Annotated in this window: 16 protein-coding genes; 6 read left to right on the top strand and 10 right to left on the bottom strand. The window is 45.9% G+C overall.

The annotated features are described in order from the left end of the window. Positions 1-333: 333 nt before the first annotated feature. Entirely contained in the window at positions 334-1,092 is a 759-nt protein-coding gene (locus RRB22_01500; protein MDT8383070.1) for a PEP-CTERM sorting domain-containing protein, read from the bottom strand. A 281-nt stretch (positions 1,093-1,373) separates the two neighbouring features. Here RRB22_01500 and RRB22_01495 point away from each other — a divergent pair, with 281 nt between their 5' ends. Further along, on the top strand, positions 1,374-1,916 hold the full coding sequence (locus RRB22_01495; protein MDT8383069.1) for a helix-turn-helix domain-containing protein: 543 nt from the start codon (positions 1,374-1,376) through the stop codon (positions 1,914-1,916). Positions 1,917-2,325: 409 nt separating this feature from the next. On the opposite strand, the gene RRB22_01490 is transcribed toward RRB22_01495, so the two are convergent. From RRB22_01490 to RRB22_01475, 4 genes are all read right to left on the bottom strand, one after another. Then, entirely contained in the window at positions 2,326-3,498 is a 1,173-nt protein-coding gene (locus RRB22_01490) for a right-handed parallel beta-helix repeat-containing protein (GenBank protein MDT8383068.1), read from the bottom strand. Between the two features lie 145 nt (positions 3,499-3,643). Beyond that, a complete protein-coding gene (locus tag RRB22_01485) occupies positions 3,644-4,522 on the bottom strand; it encodes a hydrolase 1, exosortase A system-associated (protein ID MDT8383067.1) in 879 nt (292 codons plus the stop codon). Beyond that, positions 4,506-5,360: a hydrolase 2, exosortase A system-associated gene (locus RRB22_01480; GenBank protein ID MDT8383066.1), complete on the bottom strand. Its 855-nt coding sequence runs from the start codon at positions 5,358-5,360 to the stop codon at positions 4,506-4,508. Before RRB22_01480 ends, RRB22_01485 begins: the two co-directional genes overlap by 17 nt. A 9-nt stretch (positions 5,361-5,369) precedes the next feature. Then, positions 5,370-5,621, bottom strand: coding sequence for an acyl carrier protein (locus RRB22_01475; GenBank protein ID MDT8383065.1), 252 nt, complete (start codon positions 5,619-5,621; stop codon positions 5,370-5,372). Positions 5,622-6,115: 494 nt separating this feature from the next. Here RRB22_01475 and RRB22_01470 point away from each other — a divergent pair, with 494 nt between their 5' ends. From RRB22_01470 to RRB22_01460, 3 genes are read left to right on the top strand one after another with little or no spacing between them, the layout of a single operon-like run. Then, positions 6,116-7,087, top strand: a complete 972-nt coding sequence (locus RRB22_01470; GenBank protein MDT8383064.1) for a PKD domain-containing protein — start codon at positions 6,116-6,118, stop codon at positions 7,085-7,087. A gap of 59 nt (positions 7,088-7,146) precedes the next feature. Beyond that, on the top strand, positions 7,147-9,363 hold the full coding sequence (locus RRB22_01465; protein MDT8383063.1) for a hypothetical protein: 2,217 nt from the start codon (positions 7,147-7,149) through the stop codon (positions 9,361-9,363). 38 nt (positions 9,364-9,401) lie between these two features. After that, positions 9,402-10,610, top strand: a complete 1,209-nt coding sequence (locus tag RRB22_01460; protein MDT8383062.1) for a hypothetical protein — start codon at positions 9,402-9,404, stop codon at positions 10,608-10,610. 133 nt (positions 10,611-10,743) lie between these two features. On the opposite strand, the gene RRB22_01455 is transcribed toward RRB22_01460, so the two are convergent. From RRB22_01455 to RRB22_01445, 3 genes are read right to left on the bottom strand one after another with little or no spacing between them, the layout of a single operon-like run. Then, positions 10,744-12,885 (bottom strand): GNAT family N-acetyltransferase, encoded by a 2,142-nt coding sequence (locus RRB22_01455; protein ID MDT8383061.1) that lies wholly within the window; start codon positions 12,883-12,885, stop codon positions 10,744-10,746. Between the two features lie 2 nt (positions 12,886-12,887). Beyond that, complete coding sequence (locus RRB22_01450) at positions 12,888-14,102, bottom strand: DegT/DnrJ/EryC1/StrS family aminotransferase (GenBank protein MDT8383060.1); 1,215 nt, start codon at positions 14,100-14,102, stop codon at positions 12,888-12,890. Positions 14,103-14,137: 35 nt separating this feature from the next. Continuing rightward, on the bottom strand, positions 14,138-15,637 hold the full coding sequence (locus tag RRB22_01445) for a lipopolysaccharide biosynthesis protein (GenBank protein ID MDT8383059.1): 1,500 nt from the start codon (positions 15,635-15,637) through the stop codon (positions 14,138-14,140). Positions 15,638-16,501: 864 nt separating this feature from the next. Here RRB22_01445 and RRB22_01440 point away from each other — a divergent pair. Continuing rightward, positions 16,502-17,407, top strand: coding sequence for a polysaccharide pyruvyl transferase family protein (locus RRB22_01440; protein MDT8383058.1), 906 nt, complete (start codon positions 16,502-16,504; stop codon positions 17,405-17,407). A gap of 53 nt (positions 17,408-17,460) precedes the next feature. After that, the gene (locus RRB22_01435; GenBank protein ID MDT8383057.1) at positions 17,461-18,417 is read left to right on the top strand and encodes a glycosyltransferase; all 957 of its coding nucleotides are present in this window, start codon (positions 17,461-17,463) and stop codon (positions 18,415-18,417) included. A gap of 33 nt (positions 18,418-18,450) precedes the next feature. Here the strand turns inward: RRB22_01435 and RRB22_01430 are convergent, their stop codons facing one another. Next, positions 18,451-19,155 carry a tetratricopeptide repeat protein gene (locus RRB22_01430; protein ID MDT8383056.1) on the bottom strand — a complete coding sequence of 235 codons (705 nt, stop codon included), beginning with the start codon at positions 19,153-19,155 and terminating at the stop codon, positions 18,451-18,453. Positions 19,156-19,239: 84 nt separating this feature from the next. Beyond that, positions 19,240-21,084 carry an asparagine synthase-related protein gene (locus RRB22_01425; protein MDT8383055.1) on the bottom strand — a complete coding sequence of 615 codons (1,845 nt, stop codon included), beginning with the start codon at positions 21,082-21,084 and terminating at the stop codon, positions 19,240-19,242. Positions 21,085-21,118 lie beyond the last annotated feature (34 nt).

The following is a 21,118-nucleotide window of genomic DNA, read 5'->3' as shown; positions in this document are numbered from 1 at the left end:
TATTGCGCCTACATTGCTCGGTGCGTAGGGCGCAATAACCGCAGGGCATTGCGCCGAATGGAATATGCCCCAAGCCTGATCCGCTTGATTGTTCGGTTCAACATCCACCGTAAAAAAAGTAACCGGTCAACGCCGTGGCAGGGGAGTAAATTCCTAATCGAGTCATTGAGATGATCCTGGCCAGGTATGGCCAGACATGCGGCCCAATGCGCTTCGCTTATTGTACCCTACGGTCCTGGATAGACAGATGACTTGTGTGGGCAACCCAGATGTCGGGTGCCCACCCTACATGACTACACTCATGGCTGTATGAGGGTTTCCGAGTAAGAATCACTAGCCATTTTTGAGTTTTCTGCGACGAACTGCAAAGACTGACAGCAAGCCCAGAGAAAATAAGGCAAGTGTACCTGGCTCCGGAATGTTTGCCGTAATCCGTAAAGCTGCACCCGATACAATCGCATCGTCGCCATACGTCAGTAAAATTCGTCCATCATTGACAAAATCACCTATTCCGCCAGAGAGGTAATTCTCGAGTTGTTGTTGAGAATAAAAATTGAGCAAATCAAGCGTTACTATCTTCGAAATATTATTCGATAACAGTGGATTTGCCGGATCATTGAATAGATCGGAAATCTGAGGGCTTCCAATGAACGTGGAGTTCTCAAGGTTGAATTGGTCGGTAGTGAAGAGAAAGTCCCTCGGCGTTAGTACGAGAGATAACGTTGCGGCAAAGATTTTTCCGTGAGGTTCTGCCAACAGGTTGCTGAAGTCTGAATAGGCTGCATCGCTTCGAAAATCAAAGATACCTCTAGTCCATTCATCAATTCCGTCTCCTATCGGGTCGGACGGATCGGTTTCAAACTCAAGTATCGTGAAGTCGCCGTTCACAAGAGATCCAGACCCATCGGCTGTCCCATTTTGCATCGGTGAAGAACAATTTCCAGACGTACCATACAGAGGCCCAACGGTCAGCACATCGCCGTCACAATCAAACAATACAGACTGCACCGTTATTGGACTCGAGAATGCTGGCAGGGCCAGCACAAATGATGCAAAAAGCCAAAATAATAATCTTGTTGTCCTTGAGAACATTTTCTGCTCCTCCTTAAGTAAGTTTGTTCATTCCAGTTATGACAAGGGTATGCCATGTAATGACGCGCATCGTCCTAATGCCAATAGAAACTACGCAGACAGATCCAATTACACATCCTGAATCTCCCTCCAGCCATACTAGCAAACTTAATGCCAGCCATAGCCTTTGTGTAGTGACGACAAAAGTTTTGCAGAAAGCTGGATAGTCCGACGCGATGATCTATGGTTACTGCTGGTAGCAGTAGTGTTTATTTTGATCGACTCCAAAGGGATTAAGGATTATGCGTAAACTGGAAGTTACGGATACGACTGTTTTGAAATCTGCGCTCAGAGGAGAAGCGAGATCCACTCCTGAATTTCGCTATCTCCACCGCTTGCATTGTATGCAGTTGGTGGCACAAGGTTGCAGTTGTTATCAGGTCGCTAAATGGTTCGGGGAACACCCAAGCACTATGGAGCGTTGGGTTTCCTGCTTTTGTGAATACGGTTTGGTGGGTCTATGGGATGAACAGAAAACGGGACGCCCCAGAAAGGTACGAGACGACCAGATGAGCCAACTGCAAGGCGATATCTTAAGAACCCCCTCTGAACTGGGACTGGGGTATGGCCGGTATGTGTGGAGTGGCAAGTTATTGAAAACATATCTGGCACGCCACTATGTCATTGAGCTAAGTGTTCGCCAGTGCCAGCGCTTATTAAAACAATTGCTGCTCAACGTTGTCTCTCATGACACCGGGGGCGTGCCTCGCTCAAAAAAAGATGCTGCGCACTTTTGTCGCCAACAGGGACAACTCCACCCAGCAACGTCAGACCATTTGCCCTGACTGTAAAATTACCCGACACTGTCGCCTTGTGGAAACAGCCTTCAAGAGCGGAATTCGTAGGGCCACAGGGCTTTTTGAGCCACCCTGCAGCGGTGGAGGTGTTGGCGTAAGCGCGAACTCAGTGCGTAAGGCGCAATAACCGAAGGGCATTGCGCCGTATGGAACATGCCCCAAGTCCAATCCTCTTGATTATTCGGTTCAACATCCACCATAAAAAAGTAACCGATCAATGCCATGGCAGGAGAGTGAATTCCTAATCGAGTCATTGAGCTGATCCTGGCCAGGTATGGCCAGGCATGCGGCGCAATGCCCTGCGGTTATTGTGCGCCCTACATTGCTGCAATCTGGAGCGTATGGGTTTAGTGCAAGCCCGCAGGGCATTTTGAGCCACCCTGCTGCGGTGGAGGTATTAGTCTAAAACCCGAAATTCATAGGCCCCGATATCCAGTGCTCCCTGAATATCCCGTGTCAACAGCGGCAGATCCTTGGAGGGAAGATATCTGGGCAATAAATCATTTTCTCCCGACAACACCTCAGCGCTGCCTTTATCAATAGATGGCGAGTCTGCCGTCAGTCGATAATCACCCCGCATGCGTGCCACAAAGCCCGGGGACTCGGTGGCAAGATTAAAGGATGCCTGTGCCGGTCCCTCGAGCATTTTTCCCTTTCCCACAAAAAGATTGTTATACAACCATGCCTCGGAGCCTTTGGCGGTTTTCACAAACACCCCGTTGTGTCGATCGTTCACCAGTGTGTTGTTGGCCATATACAGGCGATTATCACTGTTCTTCAGCCCCTCCATTCCATAGGCGATTAGTGAATAATTCTCCGCATACTGCCCCTGCTGAATGGAATTGCCGACCAAAACAGAGTAACCGCCATTGGAGAGATCAACCTGATAACTGGCTGTGCCGTTAGCGCCATCACGAATGATGTTGTACTTGATAATATTTCTGGCGGCCCTGCTTTTGACATTGTGACCAATCTTTGCCCCTCTGAACGTATTGAAACGTAAGACAAGCTCTTTGATGGCCCCAATGTAGATGTTGTGACTTTGGCCATCACCCGCACCATTTTCCTGAAATTCAGAATGCTCAATCAGGATAATGCTCTCCTTGTCCTTTCCCGAGAGGATGCCATTTTCATTGTGATGGAAATAACAGTTCCTGATAGTTAAATGCGTTCCCTCCAGCCTTATCCCGGCGCCATTTTTGTCCGGCACTTTCGCACCAGAGAATTCGACATTTTCGACCAGGACATTATTACCCTTAATAACCCAAATGCCTTTCTGACCGGCGCTTTTACCAGCGGCCTGCAGGTGCGGCCGTCCGTTAATACCCCGTATGATCAGATTGTTCTGTTTCCAGATAGCGACATCACCCTGATAAATGCCGCTCCCGTCAATTTCCACGATATCGCCATCAACCGCAAAGGTGGCTGCCACAGCCGGTGAAATAAACTGCTTCCCCGGCCCCACCGAAAGAACTTCGGCGTAGGCCGCGGGCAATAAGCCAACGCAGAGCACCAGCGCCGAACAGTGGCTTAGCAAATACTGGCGTAGAGAAGTGAGTTTAATTTTCATATGCGGGCAATAATCCTTCAGTAAAAGCTGCGGCCCCTTACCGCAGGTCCTCATTACCACACCACAGCATTCATTGATTCAAAGGGTCACAAATGATACAAGCGAGAGTCAAAATATCAGCCTCTGCAGGAAAGCGTAGACTATTTTATTTTGTAGACAGGTCATCCAGCCAGGTCAATGTCCATAGACCAACCTGGTCACGCCACTGCGCTGATGAAAAAGTATGGTTTGCCTCTGGCAGCGTTTTAAGCTGAACGCCGTCCCGCGATAGCAACGCTTGCCAGTCAGCCGATACCGCTACCATATCGCGAAACTCACAGGCCACGTAATCGTTCTTGCCGCTCAAAACAAACAACACTTCGCCATTAAAACGCCGCAGACCTTCAGCCATACGTTCCGGCAATGGCGCATCGCTATTCAATACTTCATCACGGGAACTTAGCGATGAATTGGATATTTTGCTTTTTTTAAGCATGCCCAGAAATGACCGCGCAGATTCCCACACTTTCCATTGGCCGGAAAATAGTTTCTTCCAGAAAGCGCCACTGCACAAACGGGCCAGATAATAATGCTTGAGATATGCCTTTGCCTCACCCGATTCGGTACGCACCCAGGGATTCAGAAGCACCAGCCTTTTCACACGCGAATCTTTATAGGCATAAAAAATCGCCGCTGAGGCTGCGTCACACAACCCCCAGATAACAACACCCTGCATCTCTGGCATTCTTTTGTAAAACTGATCAATGGCTGCGGCGATATCAGTGTCAACGTCTGCGAAATCGACCCCATCACCCTCCGCGTCTCCCATGGCCCGATAATCGAAACGCAACACCGGAAAACCCTGCGCCGACAAGGCGCGTGCCAGCAATAAGAACTGGCGATGACTGCCCACTCGATACTGCGGTCCACCCACCACAATCAGCACACCTATACGGGCTACATCTCGTGGCTGATGCAAAATACCCACCAGTGACTCGCCCCGGCAATCAAACACAAAGGGAATTTCCTTAACGCCCACTATCATCTCTCTGCATAAGCGCTGAGGTCTTTTCCAGCAATGCAGGCAGCACCGTGATCTCCGGCGTCACCCAAAATGGTTCACCCATGGCCGTATGCGTCGACACCTGCATACCCGCATCTCGCCATGCACCCAGCACCTTTTGGCTGGCCGGACTCAGCGGCTGGTCTTCTGAACTAACCACCTCAAACCATTCAACAGGGGGTGATTCGGCGGCCCCCAGATTCAGCATGTTGAGGCTATCCAGCCCCTCGACCAGTCCAGGCGACAGCTCATAGCCCGCCACTTCCACGTGGCCACCCGCAGCCAACTGGTCGCGCAAATCCTGCACAGTGACTTTGCTGCCGGCACCGATCATATCGGCGGCCAGTCGCAGACGTAGAAACTGAGTCATCAGCTGATCGCCACGGAGAGAGGGCTGCCACAACAGGATACGATTGAGCCTGTCCCCCAATCTGTCGCGCAACCGTGGAAGCGAGTGCATGGCAACCATGGCGCCTAACCGCAGCCCCCACAGAGAAACCTGTTTGGCGCCCGCCTGCTCAAGCCAGGCGACGATGGCGCCAAGGTCTTCTTGCCAGATCGCCCAGGTCGCATCCCCAAAGTTGCCCGCGCTATCGCCCGTCCCATAATAATCCACCAGCAGCACGCCATAACCCATTGCGGCAAACTTGCGCGCCTGTAGTGACAGCATCCTTCGGGCCTTATTCAGCTCTTCCGCAAAAGGGGGGAAAAGCAAAATAAAGTGCTCGGGATGCCCTTCCTGACCCGGTCTGAAATAGAGGGAAAAGAGTTGACCCGCCGAACCCGGCAGGAAAAATGGAGATAGAACTGCTGCTTTCATTGAAACAAACTATTCGTTGACCTTGTTTTCAACAAAGCGTGCCAGCGAGCCTAATGTCTCAAAGGTTTCCGCAGAAATCTCGTCATCTTCCACCACGAAACCATACCGATCCTCCAGTGCCGTGATAATCGTCACCACGGCCATAGAATCCAGCTCAGGTAATTCACCCAGCAATCCAGAATCCTCGTGCAAACTCGCCGCCCGCTCTGCCAGCTGCAAAGAATCTTTTAATATCGCCCTAACGTCTTCGAGCATCGTCATTACCTGCTTTTCCTCTGTTGATGTCCCACTGCTATTGATATTCCGCTACTGCCCCACTACGCCACCAACCCCAACAATCGGCCAGGGGGCTGGCCTCCTACAGGCATGAGGCCATACCCGCGTATTATCACACCATCCAAATCTATTAACAAAACCGCCTCAGAAAACCGCCGTACAAACCCCTCAAATCACCTTCTAGATGCCCCCGGCGCATAAACCGCCAACCTGTGACGGCGCGCACACAGCTCATAAAGGGCCTGTGACGCGCATCACTTCCTGTGACGTGCATCACTTCAGTCGTAACAACGAAGGCCGATAGTCTGGTCAACAAATAAACAACATCGGATATGGCCCCCGGCAACGCTATGAGCAAAAAAATGAAATTTCATGGAACCAAACCGAATCGAGATAGGTTTACTCTGTCAGAAATCGTGTTTAACCATCAGACGGCCACGAATGACAATAATAAAAATAATAAAAGACTCATTAGTGGCATGATTCTAAAGAGTTTTTATACCATTCTCATCATTACACTATTACAGGCCTGCGGCGGCGGTGGCGGCGCCAGTAGTGATGGCAGCACCTCCAACGGCAGCGGCAATACCGGCAATATCGATTTCGGAGGTGGAAACACCATCCCCAGCGTCTCAACAACGATTATCTCCAGCGCAGCGGTCGGCACACCGGTAAACCTAACCGCCAGCGCGAGCGATCCCGATGGCGACACACTTCAGTTCAACTGGACCATCACAGCGACCCCTTCCGGCAGCGCAGCATTACTGGACAGTGCCGACCAACCCGACGCTACCTTTACGCCCGATGTCATAGGCAGTTACACCGTGCAACTGGTGGTTGACGATGGACTCGATCAAGTCACACAAAGTGGCGTTATCACCGCCGCGCTGGGCAACATTGCACCCACCGCCAATATCGCCAATGTTCCCGTAGCCGCATTGAACAGCGTCGTACAACTAAATGGCGCAGGCAGCACCGACCCGAATAATGACACCCTCTTTTATCAATGGCGTTTCCTCAGCCGCCCGGCCGGAAGTCAGGCCTATTTCAGTAACGCCAACATTGCAAACCCCTCCTTCACCGCAGACATCGGCGGCGACTATCAAGTACAGCTGATCGTCAATGACGGCAGCCTTGACAGCACCGCGGTCACCGCCACCGTCGTCGCCAGCGCCTTTAGCATCACCGTTTCCTGGCCCGCCAATACCGACGACCCCGCAGGCTACACCGTGTACGTGGGCCCCACTGCGGACACCACCGATGAACTGGCGAAGATCCTGGTGCGCAATGCGACAGACTGGAACCCGGCCAACCCTGAGGTCGAGCTGGGCGGTGACGCCATCCTCAATGCCTTACCCCTCAACAGCACCCAGGCGTGCTTCACCGTCAAAGCCTATAACGGCGTGGGACTGTCAGCGGCCTCAACAGCCACCTGCACACAATTGCCTTAACTTCTTCGCGCTCAATTTTCCGCGGATAAAACCGAAAACATACGGAAGCACACAAAGCCATGACCATGAATAAAACCAGACTCATTATTATTGCCGCACTGACCGCCACACTGTGGGGTTGCGGAGGCGGCGGCGGTGGAACGGATACCACACCAGCAGCCACCCCCGCACCATCAGGCAATACGAATAATGATCCGGCTCCGGCACCCGCTCCAGCCCCAACCACCGATCCCTACACCGGTGGTACCTACTCAGGCGGCACGGTACCGGCCGCACAGGTCGGCGCCACGGTCGTGGGTTTAACGATTGAAGAACTCTCGGGTGTCGAACAGACCTCCGTCCCGGTGACCTTCGGGCAGGTATTTAAACCGGGCGAGATCCCCGCAGGCTCATTACTCGCCGTACGACTGGCCACCGGCACGCAATCACTCCTGCCGAATCAGGTCACCAAAAAGGCCACACACGCCGATGGATCGCTTCGGCATGCCATCATCAGCACACGCATTCCCACCCTCGCCGCCAACAGCCAGCAGGATATCGAAATCGTCGTTGTAGATTCCGTTCCCGTTGCCCAGTCCGTGAGACTGGCAGACTTGCTGGCCACCAACTTTGATGGCGTGGTTTCACTCACCGTAGCAAGCACACCCTATACCGCTTCCATTGCCGACCTGCTGACCACCACCCAATCACAAACTTGGCTCTCAGGACCAGAGGTCACCGAATGGATCGTATCCGCCCCGCTCAAAGCGGCAGATGGCACAGAACACCCCCACCTCACCGCACGCTTTAATATACGAGCCTATGCAAGCTTTGATAGTGTTCGCGTAGATGTGATCATTGAAAACAACTGGGCCTACGTCCCCAACCCACAAAACTTCGTCTATGACGCAACCGTTTCACTGTGCGGCAACAACGTTTACAGCAAAACAGGGCTCACCCACTACCACCACGCCCGCTGGCGCAAAACCTTCTGGTGTGGCAATGAACCTGCCATTCACGTTAAACATGATGTTGATTACCTGATCGACAGTTATGCCATTCCCAGCTATGACAGAAACCTGGTCATTCCTGAGTCAGACCTTGCATCAATGGAGGCGGATTGGACGGGTAGTAAAACCGAACCCATGGGGATTGGTTTTGCCAGAGCGGATATGCCGGGTACAGGCGCAGCACCAGATATCGGCCCGCTTCCCCGCTGGACAACACGTTATTTACTGAGCCAGGATAAACGGGCCAAAGCCACCACACTGGGAACGGCGGATAGCGCAGGCAGCTGGAGCATTCATTATCGCGATCAAACCAGTAATTTGCCCGTTACACTGGTCGATCACCCGAAAATGACCATACTTGCAAACTATAGTGATACATATAATTCCTCTACCGGACAATATGAAGCGTTCCCGGCTTGCAGCGGAGACTGCGCAACACCTTATAGGCACGATTCGCCTCACCAACCCTCATTAACCTATTTACCATACCTGGTAACAGGCGATCACTACTATCTTGAAGAACTCATGTTTTGGACAAACTATAATATGTTCGAAAGTAACCCAAACTATCGTGAAACCGGCAAAGGGTTATTAGGTTGGGGTCAAGTCCGCGGCCAGGCATGGGCGATGAGAGCGTTAGGTCAGGCAGCTTATATAACGCCAGACAGTGATCCGTTAAAATCCTACTTTGCTGAGCGCCTTCAATACAACCTTGACTGGTACAACGATAAATATGTAACCAATACCCCACCGAATCAACTCGGTTTTTTACAGAATGGTTACACTTTCATTTACACCAGCGGCCGCGGCATAGCCCCCTGGATGGATGATTTTTTTACCTGGAGTATGGGCTATCTGGCTGAGCTTGGGTTCTCTGATGCAGAACCAGTGCTGGCATGGAAGGCACAATTTCCCATCAACCGAATGCTGAATACAGAATACTGCTGGATTTTCGCATCAACTTATAATTTGAATATGCGAAATGATTCTGCAAGTCCCGTATATACATCATGGGCCGAGGTATACAACAACCGTTATGATCCTGCTATAACTTCACTAAGCTGTGACAGCCAACAAATGGCGGATTATCTCGGCACACAAACTGGTGAAATGACAGGGTATGCTGACCTTCCTACTGGCTACACATCAAATCTCCAGCCAGCGCTCGCAGTTTCGGCCAATGTAAGCATACAGAATGGGCAAGCGGCATGGGCGAAATTTGATAGCCGTTCCGTCAAACCGGACTATTCTACTTATCCAAATTTTGCAATCGTCCCAAGAAACTAAACCGATAGTCACACGCATAGTCACGTCGAGTAAAAAAGATGAAGATGAATATTAAAACCAAACAGTCGCTATTCGCCTCAACAAAAGCAACTCAAATAGGTCTTTTTTCGTTTTTAATACTCTCTGCCAACTATGTAAGTGCAGGCCCAATTGAAGACTTGCAACCTGGTCATTGGTTGGAGGTACCGAACACCAATTTATCACAGGTCTACCCAGCATCGATTCCAGCAGAAACACGAGGAAACTCAGGTCCCACATCAATCATGCAAGCCTGGAGTGGTGGAGCATACGACACCAAGAGAGACCGGCTTATGGTCTGGGGCGGAGGACACCAGGACTACGGTGGCAATGAATTATATGCATTTGATACAAATACGCTTGCGTGGGAAAGAATAACCGAACCAAGCGCCAGCACCCCAACCTGTGAAAACTATATGCCTGACGGACAGCCTGCAATAACTCACACCTATAATCAAATACAATACTCACCCAACACAGACAGCTTTACGCGTGTCACTGGAGGCTTTTGGGGTAGCAACTGCCCTTGGGACATTATTTCACAGTCATATGAAGCAACAGACATATTTGATATCGAAACAAAGACGTGGACTAGAGGCACGCAACATCCATCGATCAGCAATTCAACCGGTTTGATATCTGCCGTAGATGCTGCTACTGGCCACATCTGGGTGCACGGCACCTATGGCGGCGGAAAATTATTTGAATACAATCCCAAAAAAGATCAATGGACCGCGCGTAGCGGCAACAGATATCTAGAAGTCAATGCCACAGCCGCAATTGACCCAGAGAGAAGATTAATGGTTGCTGTGGGTGGATATAATGGCCAACGTCAAATACTGGTCTGGGACCTAACACAGAAATATGGGAACGCTTATATTCCAACGACCAGCGGGGATAGCATATTAGAGAATTCATCCGCATCGGGATTTGTCTATGATCCAACCATCAAAAAATTCGTTGGCTGGACAGAAAGTAGTTCTGTTTATACTCTTGACCCCACCACATGGGTCTGGGAAAAGGTAGATGCAGCACCAACCAATACTGTGATACCCAGCACCAAGGGGCGTGGTGTCAATGGCCGGTTTCGCTACATCCCTTCAAAGAATGTTTATATCTTAGTAAACCGCACCACCGAAAATGTCTATTTTTACAAGCTTAATAGCCAGTCGATTAATAATGTTCCGGAAAACCCTGGCACACCTTCATCTACCGAAAATCAGCTATGATGCATTAGTGTTCAGGCCTGGCCATTAATTAACATTTAATCTCTGGTCGCATTTGCATGCTATTTTCAGGCAACAGGCTAAGCTAATGAGTTATCACAAAATATGTTTAACGATAGCAATTTATCCAACACTATCATTTATTTCTTCTTATAATAAATTTTAACGCTCTCCTTATATTTTCATTCGCGATTCCCACAAGCCCGCGAATCGTGGATGGATTATAGGCAACAATACCCCACTTTTCGCGCCGGCAACTCATCCAGTCGCGCTTATAGGCTTCATCACCGTTAAGGTAATCCACCTCCTTAACCCTATCAACATCGATGACATGTCGCATCAGAAAATTCGTTAAAATCGTCCCAACAGAAAGCTTGAAATACTTCTCATCATAAGCCAGCTTATAGATAGCCGCCCTACCATGACTAACAATCCAGATCTGGGCCGCAGCAGGCTCACCATTCACGTATGCTAGGGCAAGGCGGAGCTGGCCTTTTTTAGCATAGCAACGAATAAGACCCGGAATAAAATCTGGAAAAGGTTCCTGCACTTTCCAGCTTGAACGGTAGATTACCTCATAATCAGAGATGGCCTTGTCCAAGCGCTCATCATTAGCATACAACTCAAATGTACCGGAATACTTTTCTTTAAATCTTTTTCCTTTTCTATGAATCGTGTTTCGCAACACTGAAGGCAATGTTTGCGAATACTCTTCAAAGCTACGTCCGTCAACAGGAAAGTACCAATTTGCAAAACAGAAGTAGCGAAATGTTTTCCACTTTGCGCCACGCAAAGACGATACGATCACCTCATATATTTCATCATCGTAGGGCAATGGATGGATATCCATAACTGAAAAACGTCGTGGGTCTGTACGTAGCTTAGAGAACAGGAAAACCAATGGGTCCTTATTTTCTGTTGACCTAATAAAAGGACGAAATTGTGAAGTGTAGAAAGTCCCCAACGCTTCCAGTTTAAATTTCCCACGCTGATACATAAGAGGAATTACTGCCTCTGCTATGCAACCATCAGCATTTTCCACACCTGCTAATAATACCTCATATTTTTCTTGCAGCCCGGTAGATGAAAGAAGCTGGAACCAATCGAGTTCGAGATCAAATCTCTTTTTTTCCAAATTATTTATGAGTGACTGATAATTTGATGTTAGCTGCCCGAAACCATTAAACTCGCGAAGCACAAGCTGCTTCGTTGTTTCAGAAACACCCTTCACTACGTTAACTTTCTCACTGTTCTTTTGCGAAATCTGTCGTGTATTTTGTAGAAATTTATACAGCGAAAGGAAAAAATGGCTACGAAATAACGAAATATGTTCAATACTTCGCTGCCCAGTAGACCATGCAATTTGGTCCTCTGTAGCATTGGTATAAAATTCTACCGAATTTACACGCCTGACCTGGAATTCCATTTCCAAAAGATAATAAAGTAGCACCCTTCCTGGTGCGTATGCAGAATACTCCTCATCAAAAGTTGTCTTTAGAATTATCAATATTGAATCGTTATTAATACATAAACGCGATGCCGCTAATTTATCGTCTATATATAGCTCCATTACCATCGCACCCTTCTCTTCCGCGAAGCTTTGTAATAGCGATAAATAAAACATTCCCTGCGTATTATCGGCATGGATAGCAGTACCTACCTTACCTTTCCAACCAGCAGACTCGATTGCCCCATAACGGTGCAAGGCAGCCATAAGCTGATTTTTTTCTGTGTGAACTTCAATACGGCAACCGCCTTCGCTTTCAATTCTATTTCGATAACGCTTAATATTTTTCTGGAGATTTTTTGAACGGCTTTTCCAATAGTTATCAAAATCGCCAATAATATCAACTTTAATGGTTGTGGCGTGCTTCTGCATACAGACGGGAGATTCAGCGCCTAAATTAAATGCTGATGAATAATCTGGATCCTGATTAAGCATTTCTAACAAAATTGCATATCCAGGCAGGTACGGCAACAAACGATTCAGATCTTCCGGATTCTTCATCAGAATCGGTGCTATTTGCGCCTGCGATGGGAGAAACAATGACCACACACCAGGCTTTCGATTCTTCACTATTAACAAACCATCAATAGAATCAGATCTATCAAGATGTATACAAAGCTTTTCATCACCAGCTCCATAGTGCTTAAGTAACAAGTCAATAAAACGCGAGTCATAAAATGGATGGCTCGAATTAATGTCACGATTTAGACGATCCCAGACATTACAATAATCCTTTAACGATAATTCCAGATTTTCGATTACCCACGTCATAATTATAATTTATGAGATTCCGTAGTTAGGGCTAAACGTAGCACCGACGCCATCCAGTCGATATCATTACCAGCAATATTTTGATGGCATGGTAACTGCAACAATGACTGTCTATAGTCGTTCACAATCTTGCAATCTGACACAGCCATATCCTCCCACCTCCACACAGGAACCCCGTTTAATTTCAAGATATGGAAGGCTATCTTTGGTTCCTTCGTAATAATGAGCGGGAACATGTAGGGAACAACATTGTCTGGCAGCTCCTCAAACAAAGGACGACACCCGATTAAGCCCGTTACTGCATCAAGCCAATGTTGGTAGTTTTTCCTTCGCTGCGCGCAAACAAAGCCATGATTTGTATTATTAATGATCAGAGCTGACACACGAAGTCCAGCTTTACCCACTTTTGATGGATCAAACCATTTCAAATCCGAATCATATACCTCATCATTCTCTGGTGATTTTAATATTTCATCGCCATGCACCAATTCATCACCGGCTATCCCATTTTTCCTCAGGCTACCAATGATACTCACACCGGCACGTGCTGCCGCTTTTAGTTCGGAAGCTACACTTTGACTGGTCAAAATGGGTAACTCTGCTCCAGTACCGTGATTAACTACTAATACCCCACCATCTGCCACAGGTAAAAATTTACGTGGGCTCGCGATAGAAAACTGGCCAAAACTCCCAATAGCCTGGCCATTGACAGAACCATAAAAAGCATGTGCGCAATCTTCAATCAGCACAATATCTTTCCTACGGCAAAATTCCACAATCCAGTCAAGCGGCTGAGGAAACCCAAAATAGTGCGTAATCATGATCACCTTTACTGGCATGAAAGAGTTTTCAACCAACTCTTCAATTGACTGCAAATCTGGACGTAATTTTTCATCAACATGATAAAATAGTATTTTTGTACGAAGAAAAACAGCCGGCTCTACCAGCGAACGACAATGGTATGAAGGTAGTAAAATTGCCGCTGCAGGCTCAACACCAGAATTTATCAATGCGTTAGCTATTGCGTAGCGGCCTTGTAAATAAAATGGCTTCCTACTTATAAATATAGATGGAAAATTACTAATCCCTTTCTTAAATGCAGAAAAACTCATCGTTGGAAGAATAGAGAATCTTGAACACGGGTAGTTTTTAGCATTAGCTAACGGTGGATTAAATTTAAGATTTTCATTAAAAACATAATCTGCGCTGCCTCTCATTTCCAAATACCCTTCTGTATATAAAATGCATAACTCTAATGTATTAATTTGTAGATAACATCTTTAAATTCATTATAGATCTTAGGGGAAAAAAGGATAAGTAATGCTGAATATATGAAGGCACCAACCATTACTAAAATAGAAAATATTATTCCTGTTGCAATGTCAAAATCACGCAACATGTACCGTAATAGAAAAATCAGCAGCCACATTAGAATAGATGCTATAAGTGGCGGCAAGAACATAGACAAAAAACTGACAAAAGAAATATCTAACAGCTTTACACTTTTCCAATAAACAACAATCGATAAAACTGATGAAATAGCAACGGCAGCAGAAACAGCGACAATTCCCATCGGGACAGCCGCAATAATCATTATTAAAGTTATCGCTGTTATTACAGCATTATATTTAAAATTAATTGAAACATGATTCATTGAATAAAATATCGGCATTGACAACGAGGCACATGCACGGATAGCCGTATTAATTCCTAGAAACGTCAAAATTGGAATCATATCAAGCCATTTCTGACCATACAAAATAGGAACTATTTCCTGTGAAGTCGCAGAAATACCAAAACCAATAGGGATCACTACGCACGACAAAAGCCTACCACTTCTTCGTACAGAGTTTTGCAAATGTAACAGCTCATTTTGCTGTGAAGAAAATGCTGGAAATAATACTCGTTGCAAAGGAACAGCTATACGATAACGAACCTCATCTGTAAGCGAACGTGAATTTTGATAAAAACCTAAAGCAGCTGCACCTAACATCCTACCGATCAGTAGCAAGTCAAATGTCGTATTTGCATAAAAAAGAAACCCACCACCAAAATAACTGGCGCTAGTTTTCCACGTTGTGCGCAAATATACTAAGTTAAAGCGTAAGCGAGGCCAATATCGAACGAATACCTGACTAAATAAAATTTTACTTATTACTCCAGCAAATGCACCAGCAACAAAGCTCCAAACACCATATCCTTCCCAAGCAAAGAAAACTGCAATGCTTAATCTTATAAAAATTGAAATTATTTCAATCCAAAATATTGTACGAAACCCCATTGTGCGCGTTAAGATTACGTTGTGAATAACGGTAATATTTGTTAACAAAAAAATTAAACATAAGACACGCAACAACTCACCAATAACCTCTTCTTTAAAAAATGAAGATGCAACAAATGAACTTAAAAAGATAGCGACGGTAATTGCTGAACCTAACAATATAGACGCCCAGAACACTGTATCTATTTGGATTCTAGTTATTCTACGTCGCTGAATTAAGACCGAACCAAAGCCAAAATTTCCAAACAGAACTGCGAATTCAGTTACTACTGCTGTCATCGCGATAAGGCCAAAATCAACTGGCGTAAGTAGTCTAGCCAGCATGGCTGTCGAGCCAATGGTCAATACCGTCCTTAAGAAAACACCAAGAAATGTAAAACTTACTCCATATAAAACTTTCTGCCCAAGCTTGTCAGAGCGCAATACAAATGCGTGCTGAAGTAAGTTTCTTTTTCGCGTGTTGTTAGGCATTTTTGCTCATAGCTGTATTTCTCAAGGTAGATTACGTGTTAACCGTATTCATCATGCTGTCTTTTGGCACTCCATACCCGTTCGTTCCGGGTACAGCATGGCCGAACAGTTCGGTGAATTGTTGCAAGTTATTCTAGACCATCGCTCCGGTTGTGCGACCATTGCAGCCTGACACACGATCTCACGTTTGCGAGAATTCCTTTGTCTTCTCCACAATACCATTGCGTCTGTGTGACGACGTGAGGTCGGCAATGACGATGCTCATTGTTGAGCCATGTACCTGAATTCGCGGTTAAGCTACGGATTCAGGATAAAGACATGTTTTATGTCAGATTGGCATCCTCATCGGCTAAATCTAGTGCGAGCTGCTGTCGGCTGTGGGCAGTGCTTCATCATTCAATGCAAGGACTCCGAATACTGGTTGCAGTTGGTGACTAGAGATCGTCTTTGTGAAAGTGTTATGCCCAGTTCATGCAACTTGGTAAGAAGCGTCGATTTCTTCATCGGTGCACCGTTATCCGAGTGCAGATCCGGCGGTGTTCTCCAGCACCGTTCGGCCATGTCGGTTTTCTGCATCAACCCGTCTGCGTGTTCATCACATTCCTGATCGTAGCCCCCCCAACCGTTGGTCTAGTATCTGTAGATGTCTTCAACCAGGTAGAGTCCGTAGAGCCATCCACACACCAGTGAGGGCAAATAGACGTATCACATGCCCATACCTGACGGACCGCTGCATTGCTGTAGCTGGTCAGGGTTGCCCGGTGGCGCAGTGGCTGCGTATCTTCTCGCAAATGACCTCGAACAGCAGATAGTTTTACCAAAATATACGTTGCACTAAATATCCGAATTTAATAATATCAAAATATGAATCTTTATTACTATACTCATCCAAAAGGTAATTTTGGAGATGACCTCAACCCCATTATATTCAATCATTTACTTCCAAATTTTTTTGATGGAAATGATTCTACATTGTTTCTTGGTATCGGCACATTAATAAACCATCGCATTCCATGGAGCCCCAAAAAGATCGTTTTCGGTTCTGGGGTAGGGTATGGTGAATTACCTACAATAGACGATAAATGGCATTTTTACTGCGTACGAGGCCCACTTTCAGCAAAACTATTAGGGTTAAGCGAAAGTACCGCTATTACTGATCCTGCGATACTTATCCGAGAAATATATCCTAAAGAAGCCATCACCGATGCAACTTTTATATCATTCATGCCACATCATGATAGTACTGAGCTAGCCAACTGGAAAGATATATGCAAATTAGCAGGGATCACATATATAGACCCTGCTTTTAACGTGAAAGAAGTCATTAAAACTATCCAACACTCTAAGCTCCTTATTACAGAAGCGATGCATGGCGCGATCGTAGCAGATGCATACAGAATACCTTGGGTACCAGTTGTATGTTATCAGCATATTTTACCATTTAAATGGCTGGATTGGTGTCAATCTATAGGCGTAAGTTACAAACCTTTACCAATTAAAAGTGTATATCAAATCGAAGATTATAAGACCAAAACTGAACGTATCAAAAATTTAGTAAAACGCAATTTATTAAAGGCTCACATTTGGTCAAACGAATGGGATAAGCCTTGGAAAAAACGTAGCCGTCAGCAAGAAATAGAGGCGGCAGCGGCTATGCTCTCAAAAATTAGTACGACTGCTGACCCGATACTTAGTAATGCTAGCAACCAAAGTTGTTTATTAGATCAGCTGCACACCAAGCTTAAACTAGTGGAGTCAGAAAGAGGCTGAAAAACATAAACTTCAACCATACATCTTTTGGTAATATGAATCACATAACAAATATGATGCCGCTAGTATCTGTCATTGTTCCAGCCTATAATTGCGCAAGTTTTATTGAGCAATCAATACAAAGTATTCTTGCTCAGAAGTACCCAAATATTGAAATAATAGTTATCGATGATGGGTCTACTGATCAAAGCACTGAACTTGCTCGCCATTTTGGGGAACCTATAAAAGTTATTCTTCAAACAAACCAAGGGCCGGCGGCAGCACGCAACCGTGGCATAAGAGAGTCAAAAGGCGAATTTATTGCCTTCCTCGACAGTGACGATGTATGGCTACCAAATAAGCTCGCCGATCAGGTAACTTTTCTACAGGAAAACCAGGATATTGGTATTATTTATGGAACCTTCACAAGATGGTTAGCAAGTAAAAATGGATGCTATCCACCGGCTGAACAATTTGTTGCAAATGAAAATGATTCATCCTTCGATGCTGAATTGTCCGGCTGGATTTATCACAAGCTACTACTTGATAACTATATTCACATCATAACCGCAGTTATCAGACGTTCGCTCTACGACAAATTGGGCGGTTTTGATGAAAGCTTACGTACGGGAGAAGATTACGATTTCTGGCTTAGAGCAAGCCGTATAACGCAAGTATACAAATTTTCCCGCACAGTCGCTCTGTATCGCACCAACCCAGACAGTACAACAAATGTACCACGCCCCACTAACAATGAGCTTTTGGTATTGCAACGGGCTACTAATGAATTCGGCCTTTCCAGTCCGAATGGCAAGACAATCTCCAGCGAAGAAATGAACGAACGGCTATTTCGTTTATGTTTTGGGCATGCTTATCTACATTTCTGGAAAGGATCTTCATGCATCGCAAAACAGAACTTCAAAGAGGCTAAAAAATATTCGCCACGTAACTACCGTTTACTTATCTACACCATGCTCTCAGGAATTAAATGTTTTCTGAAGATAGACGATAGAAACAGCATTACACATTAAATTCATATGCGTCAGATAACTATTTACGTAACTTCATTTGTCTTTCCACTGGCCTTCAGCAATCAGCTTGTTCTTTAATCCAGGCAATGGATAACCGAGAGAATATGCCTTTTTGGCATAGTTTAAGGACTTCTTGTAATTGCCCATCTCATAATACAACAGTCCCATATTATTAAACAGCTCGGAAGAATCCTTAATATGCACCTCAGCATATTGATATCGTTTTTCTGCTTTTTTGTATTCACCCGATAGGTGCAAATGTATTCCGTACAGCATGTGCACAATATAGTCGTCGGGCCTGAAAGCTATTGCTCGTTCAAAATAACATTCCGCATAACGTTTTTCAGGTGGGGCTCCGGGCCTAGCTGGTAGTTTCCCATCATTCTTTATCTGCAGCTTTGACATAGCCCGTAATGCACGGTGATGATTCGGGAATCGAAACAGCGTGTAGTCAATATCGCCGATTAACCAGCCGGATTTCCCCTTAATAAGGCTCTCTACCTCCTTTGTAAAATGCGCTCCTTCCACCAACTGCAGGCGACCACCTTTATTGGTTGCGTCCTGACTCGGCCTTCTGTTGATCGGATCTCTATAATCCCAGGGACCACCGCCATCTCGAGCTGGAGTTACAATGATATCCCCACACAAAGCGCTATCGGCAGAATAAACATTGCCTGGAATTATAAACACGACCAAGATGACAGCCTGTAAAATATGATGAATAGATTTAATTAGCATTTCAATAATCCATTAAATATATAAGGTCAGGTAATTCACTATCTTCTCTCTGTCTGCTGACTTCAATCCATATTGTTACTAGTGTCACTTCCCATGCTCGTCAAGCCAAAATTCTAGCATCATTAATATCCAAACGAGTTCTCCGTAAAATTTTGCATGAACACCTTTGTGCATCTGAATTGTTTGCTCAATAAATGATACTTTAAAGATTCCTCGTTTCTTTATCGATTCTAATGATGAATAAGCTAGGCTCCTCAACCCCGCGTGCTCGCTTGTCCATACGCCAAATGGCAAACCAAAGCCCTGTTTGGTTTTCTCGATTATTTCCTGAGGGAGAAAACCACTTACCGCCTCTTTATAAAACCAACGGAGTTTTCCATTATTTATTTTCATACTCGAAGGGATGCGGCATGAAAAATCAATCAATTCGTCATCTAGTAAAGGATAATCGACTCCTACCCCAGCCAGCTCACACATACGATTGACCTTCACCAGATCATTGTCGTGCAATGTTTTTTTCCAATCCATCCATAACATGCGATTAAGAGCCGTCGCATCATTTGGCTGTTGATAACTATCACGCAGTGTTTTTATTGGCTGCTGATGATCTATGCCATCAAGAAATTCTTCCGAAAATATTTCAGATGCCGCATGTCTATGCAAATAATTATAGGTTTCCAGACGATCCGGCAATGGAATTTTTGCTTGCCGGATGTAACTGTGAATTTTCATCAACCCTGGAATATGTTGCGTTATGGGATTATGGAAAAACAATGGCTCCAGTAGTAAGCTGCGAAACATTGCCGGCACTTTTGTATACGATTCAAAAACACCCTGTTTTGCATAGCGTTCATTACCGGCAAATATTTCATCGCCGCCATCACCCGCCAGCAACCGCTCAACGCCCTGTTCTTTGGCCATCCTTGCGCAGAAATAGGCTGGCAATGCCGAGGAGTTACCAAAGGGTTCATCCAAATATTTCGCGATATTTTTTACTTCCGCCACGACATCTTCCGGAGTCACATAATATTCATGCTGCTGGGTTTTAAAGTGACGTGAGGCGATACGGGCATATGACATCTCGTCATAACCTTTCGCGTCAAAACCAATCGAGAAGGTACGAGCCTGGCCACAAGTTACTTTAGATAAAATGCCAGATACCGTCGAGCTATCTAGCCCGCCACTCAGAAACGCACCAGTTGAATGAGGGGACGAGTTACTCGGTATTGATCGCGAAACAGCGCGCTCAATGATCGGTAGCATTTCCTCTGTCAGAGCTTCGATTGTTCCTTGCTGCTGCTCTGAAAACATTGGCTCCCAGTAACGGTGGCTATGTTTATTACCATCTTGGAAAATCAGATACTGGCCATTTTCAAGTTTATTGACACCTTCAAAGATAGTCCCAGGGCTTGGCATGGCATGGAAATAGAAATAATTATAGATACCCTGGTGACTTATTTTTTTAGTCACCGAGGGATGGTTTACCACTGCATCAGCACGCGAGGCAAATACCACACCGTTATCTGTCTGTGCATAATAAAGATGTTGCTGGCCGATCCTATCAATGCACAGCACTAATTGTTTACGAGCATGGTCAAATATCACAATCGAGAAACGACCAGCCAGGGTATCCAAAAAACTCATTCCATGGTCTAGATATTTCTTTGTGATAAATAATGCATGCCCTTGCTCATTGGCTTGCTTTTCTGAGTCACTATTCTTCCAGTAAGGTGCGCCAATTATTGCAACATCAACCTTACCAGCCAGGCTGGCGACATCACCCTGCGCGGCAATATTTAAATGCTCACTTTCAAACCAGCTTGCTTGCCATGATGAAAAGCAGGAAAGCATTGCTGAGCGTGCAGCTTGAACATCAGGCATTACCGATCCAGCAGCACACCAGCCGCAAAGAAAAGCATTACCCGTCATCTATATACCCAATTCGAATCTAAGATTGTATTAT

The sequence above is a fragment of the Gammaproteobacteria bacterium genome, from assembly GCA_032250735.1.
In the GTDB taxonomy this organism is placed as follows: domain Bacteria; phylum Pseudomonadota; class Gammaproteobacteria; order SZUA-152; family SZUA-152; genus SZUA-152.
The sequence above is the reverse complement of the archived record's forward strand: the minus strand, read 5'-3'. Positions and strand labels throughout refer to the sequence as shown.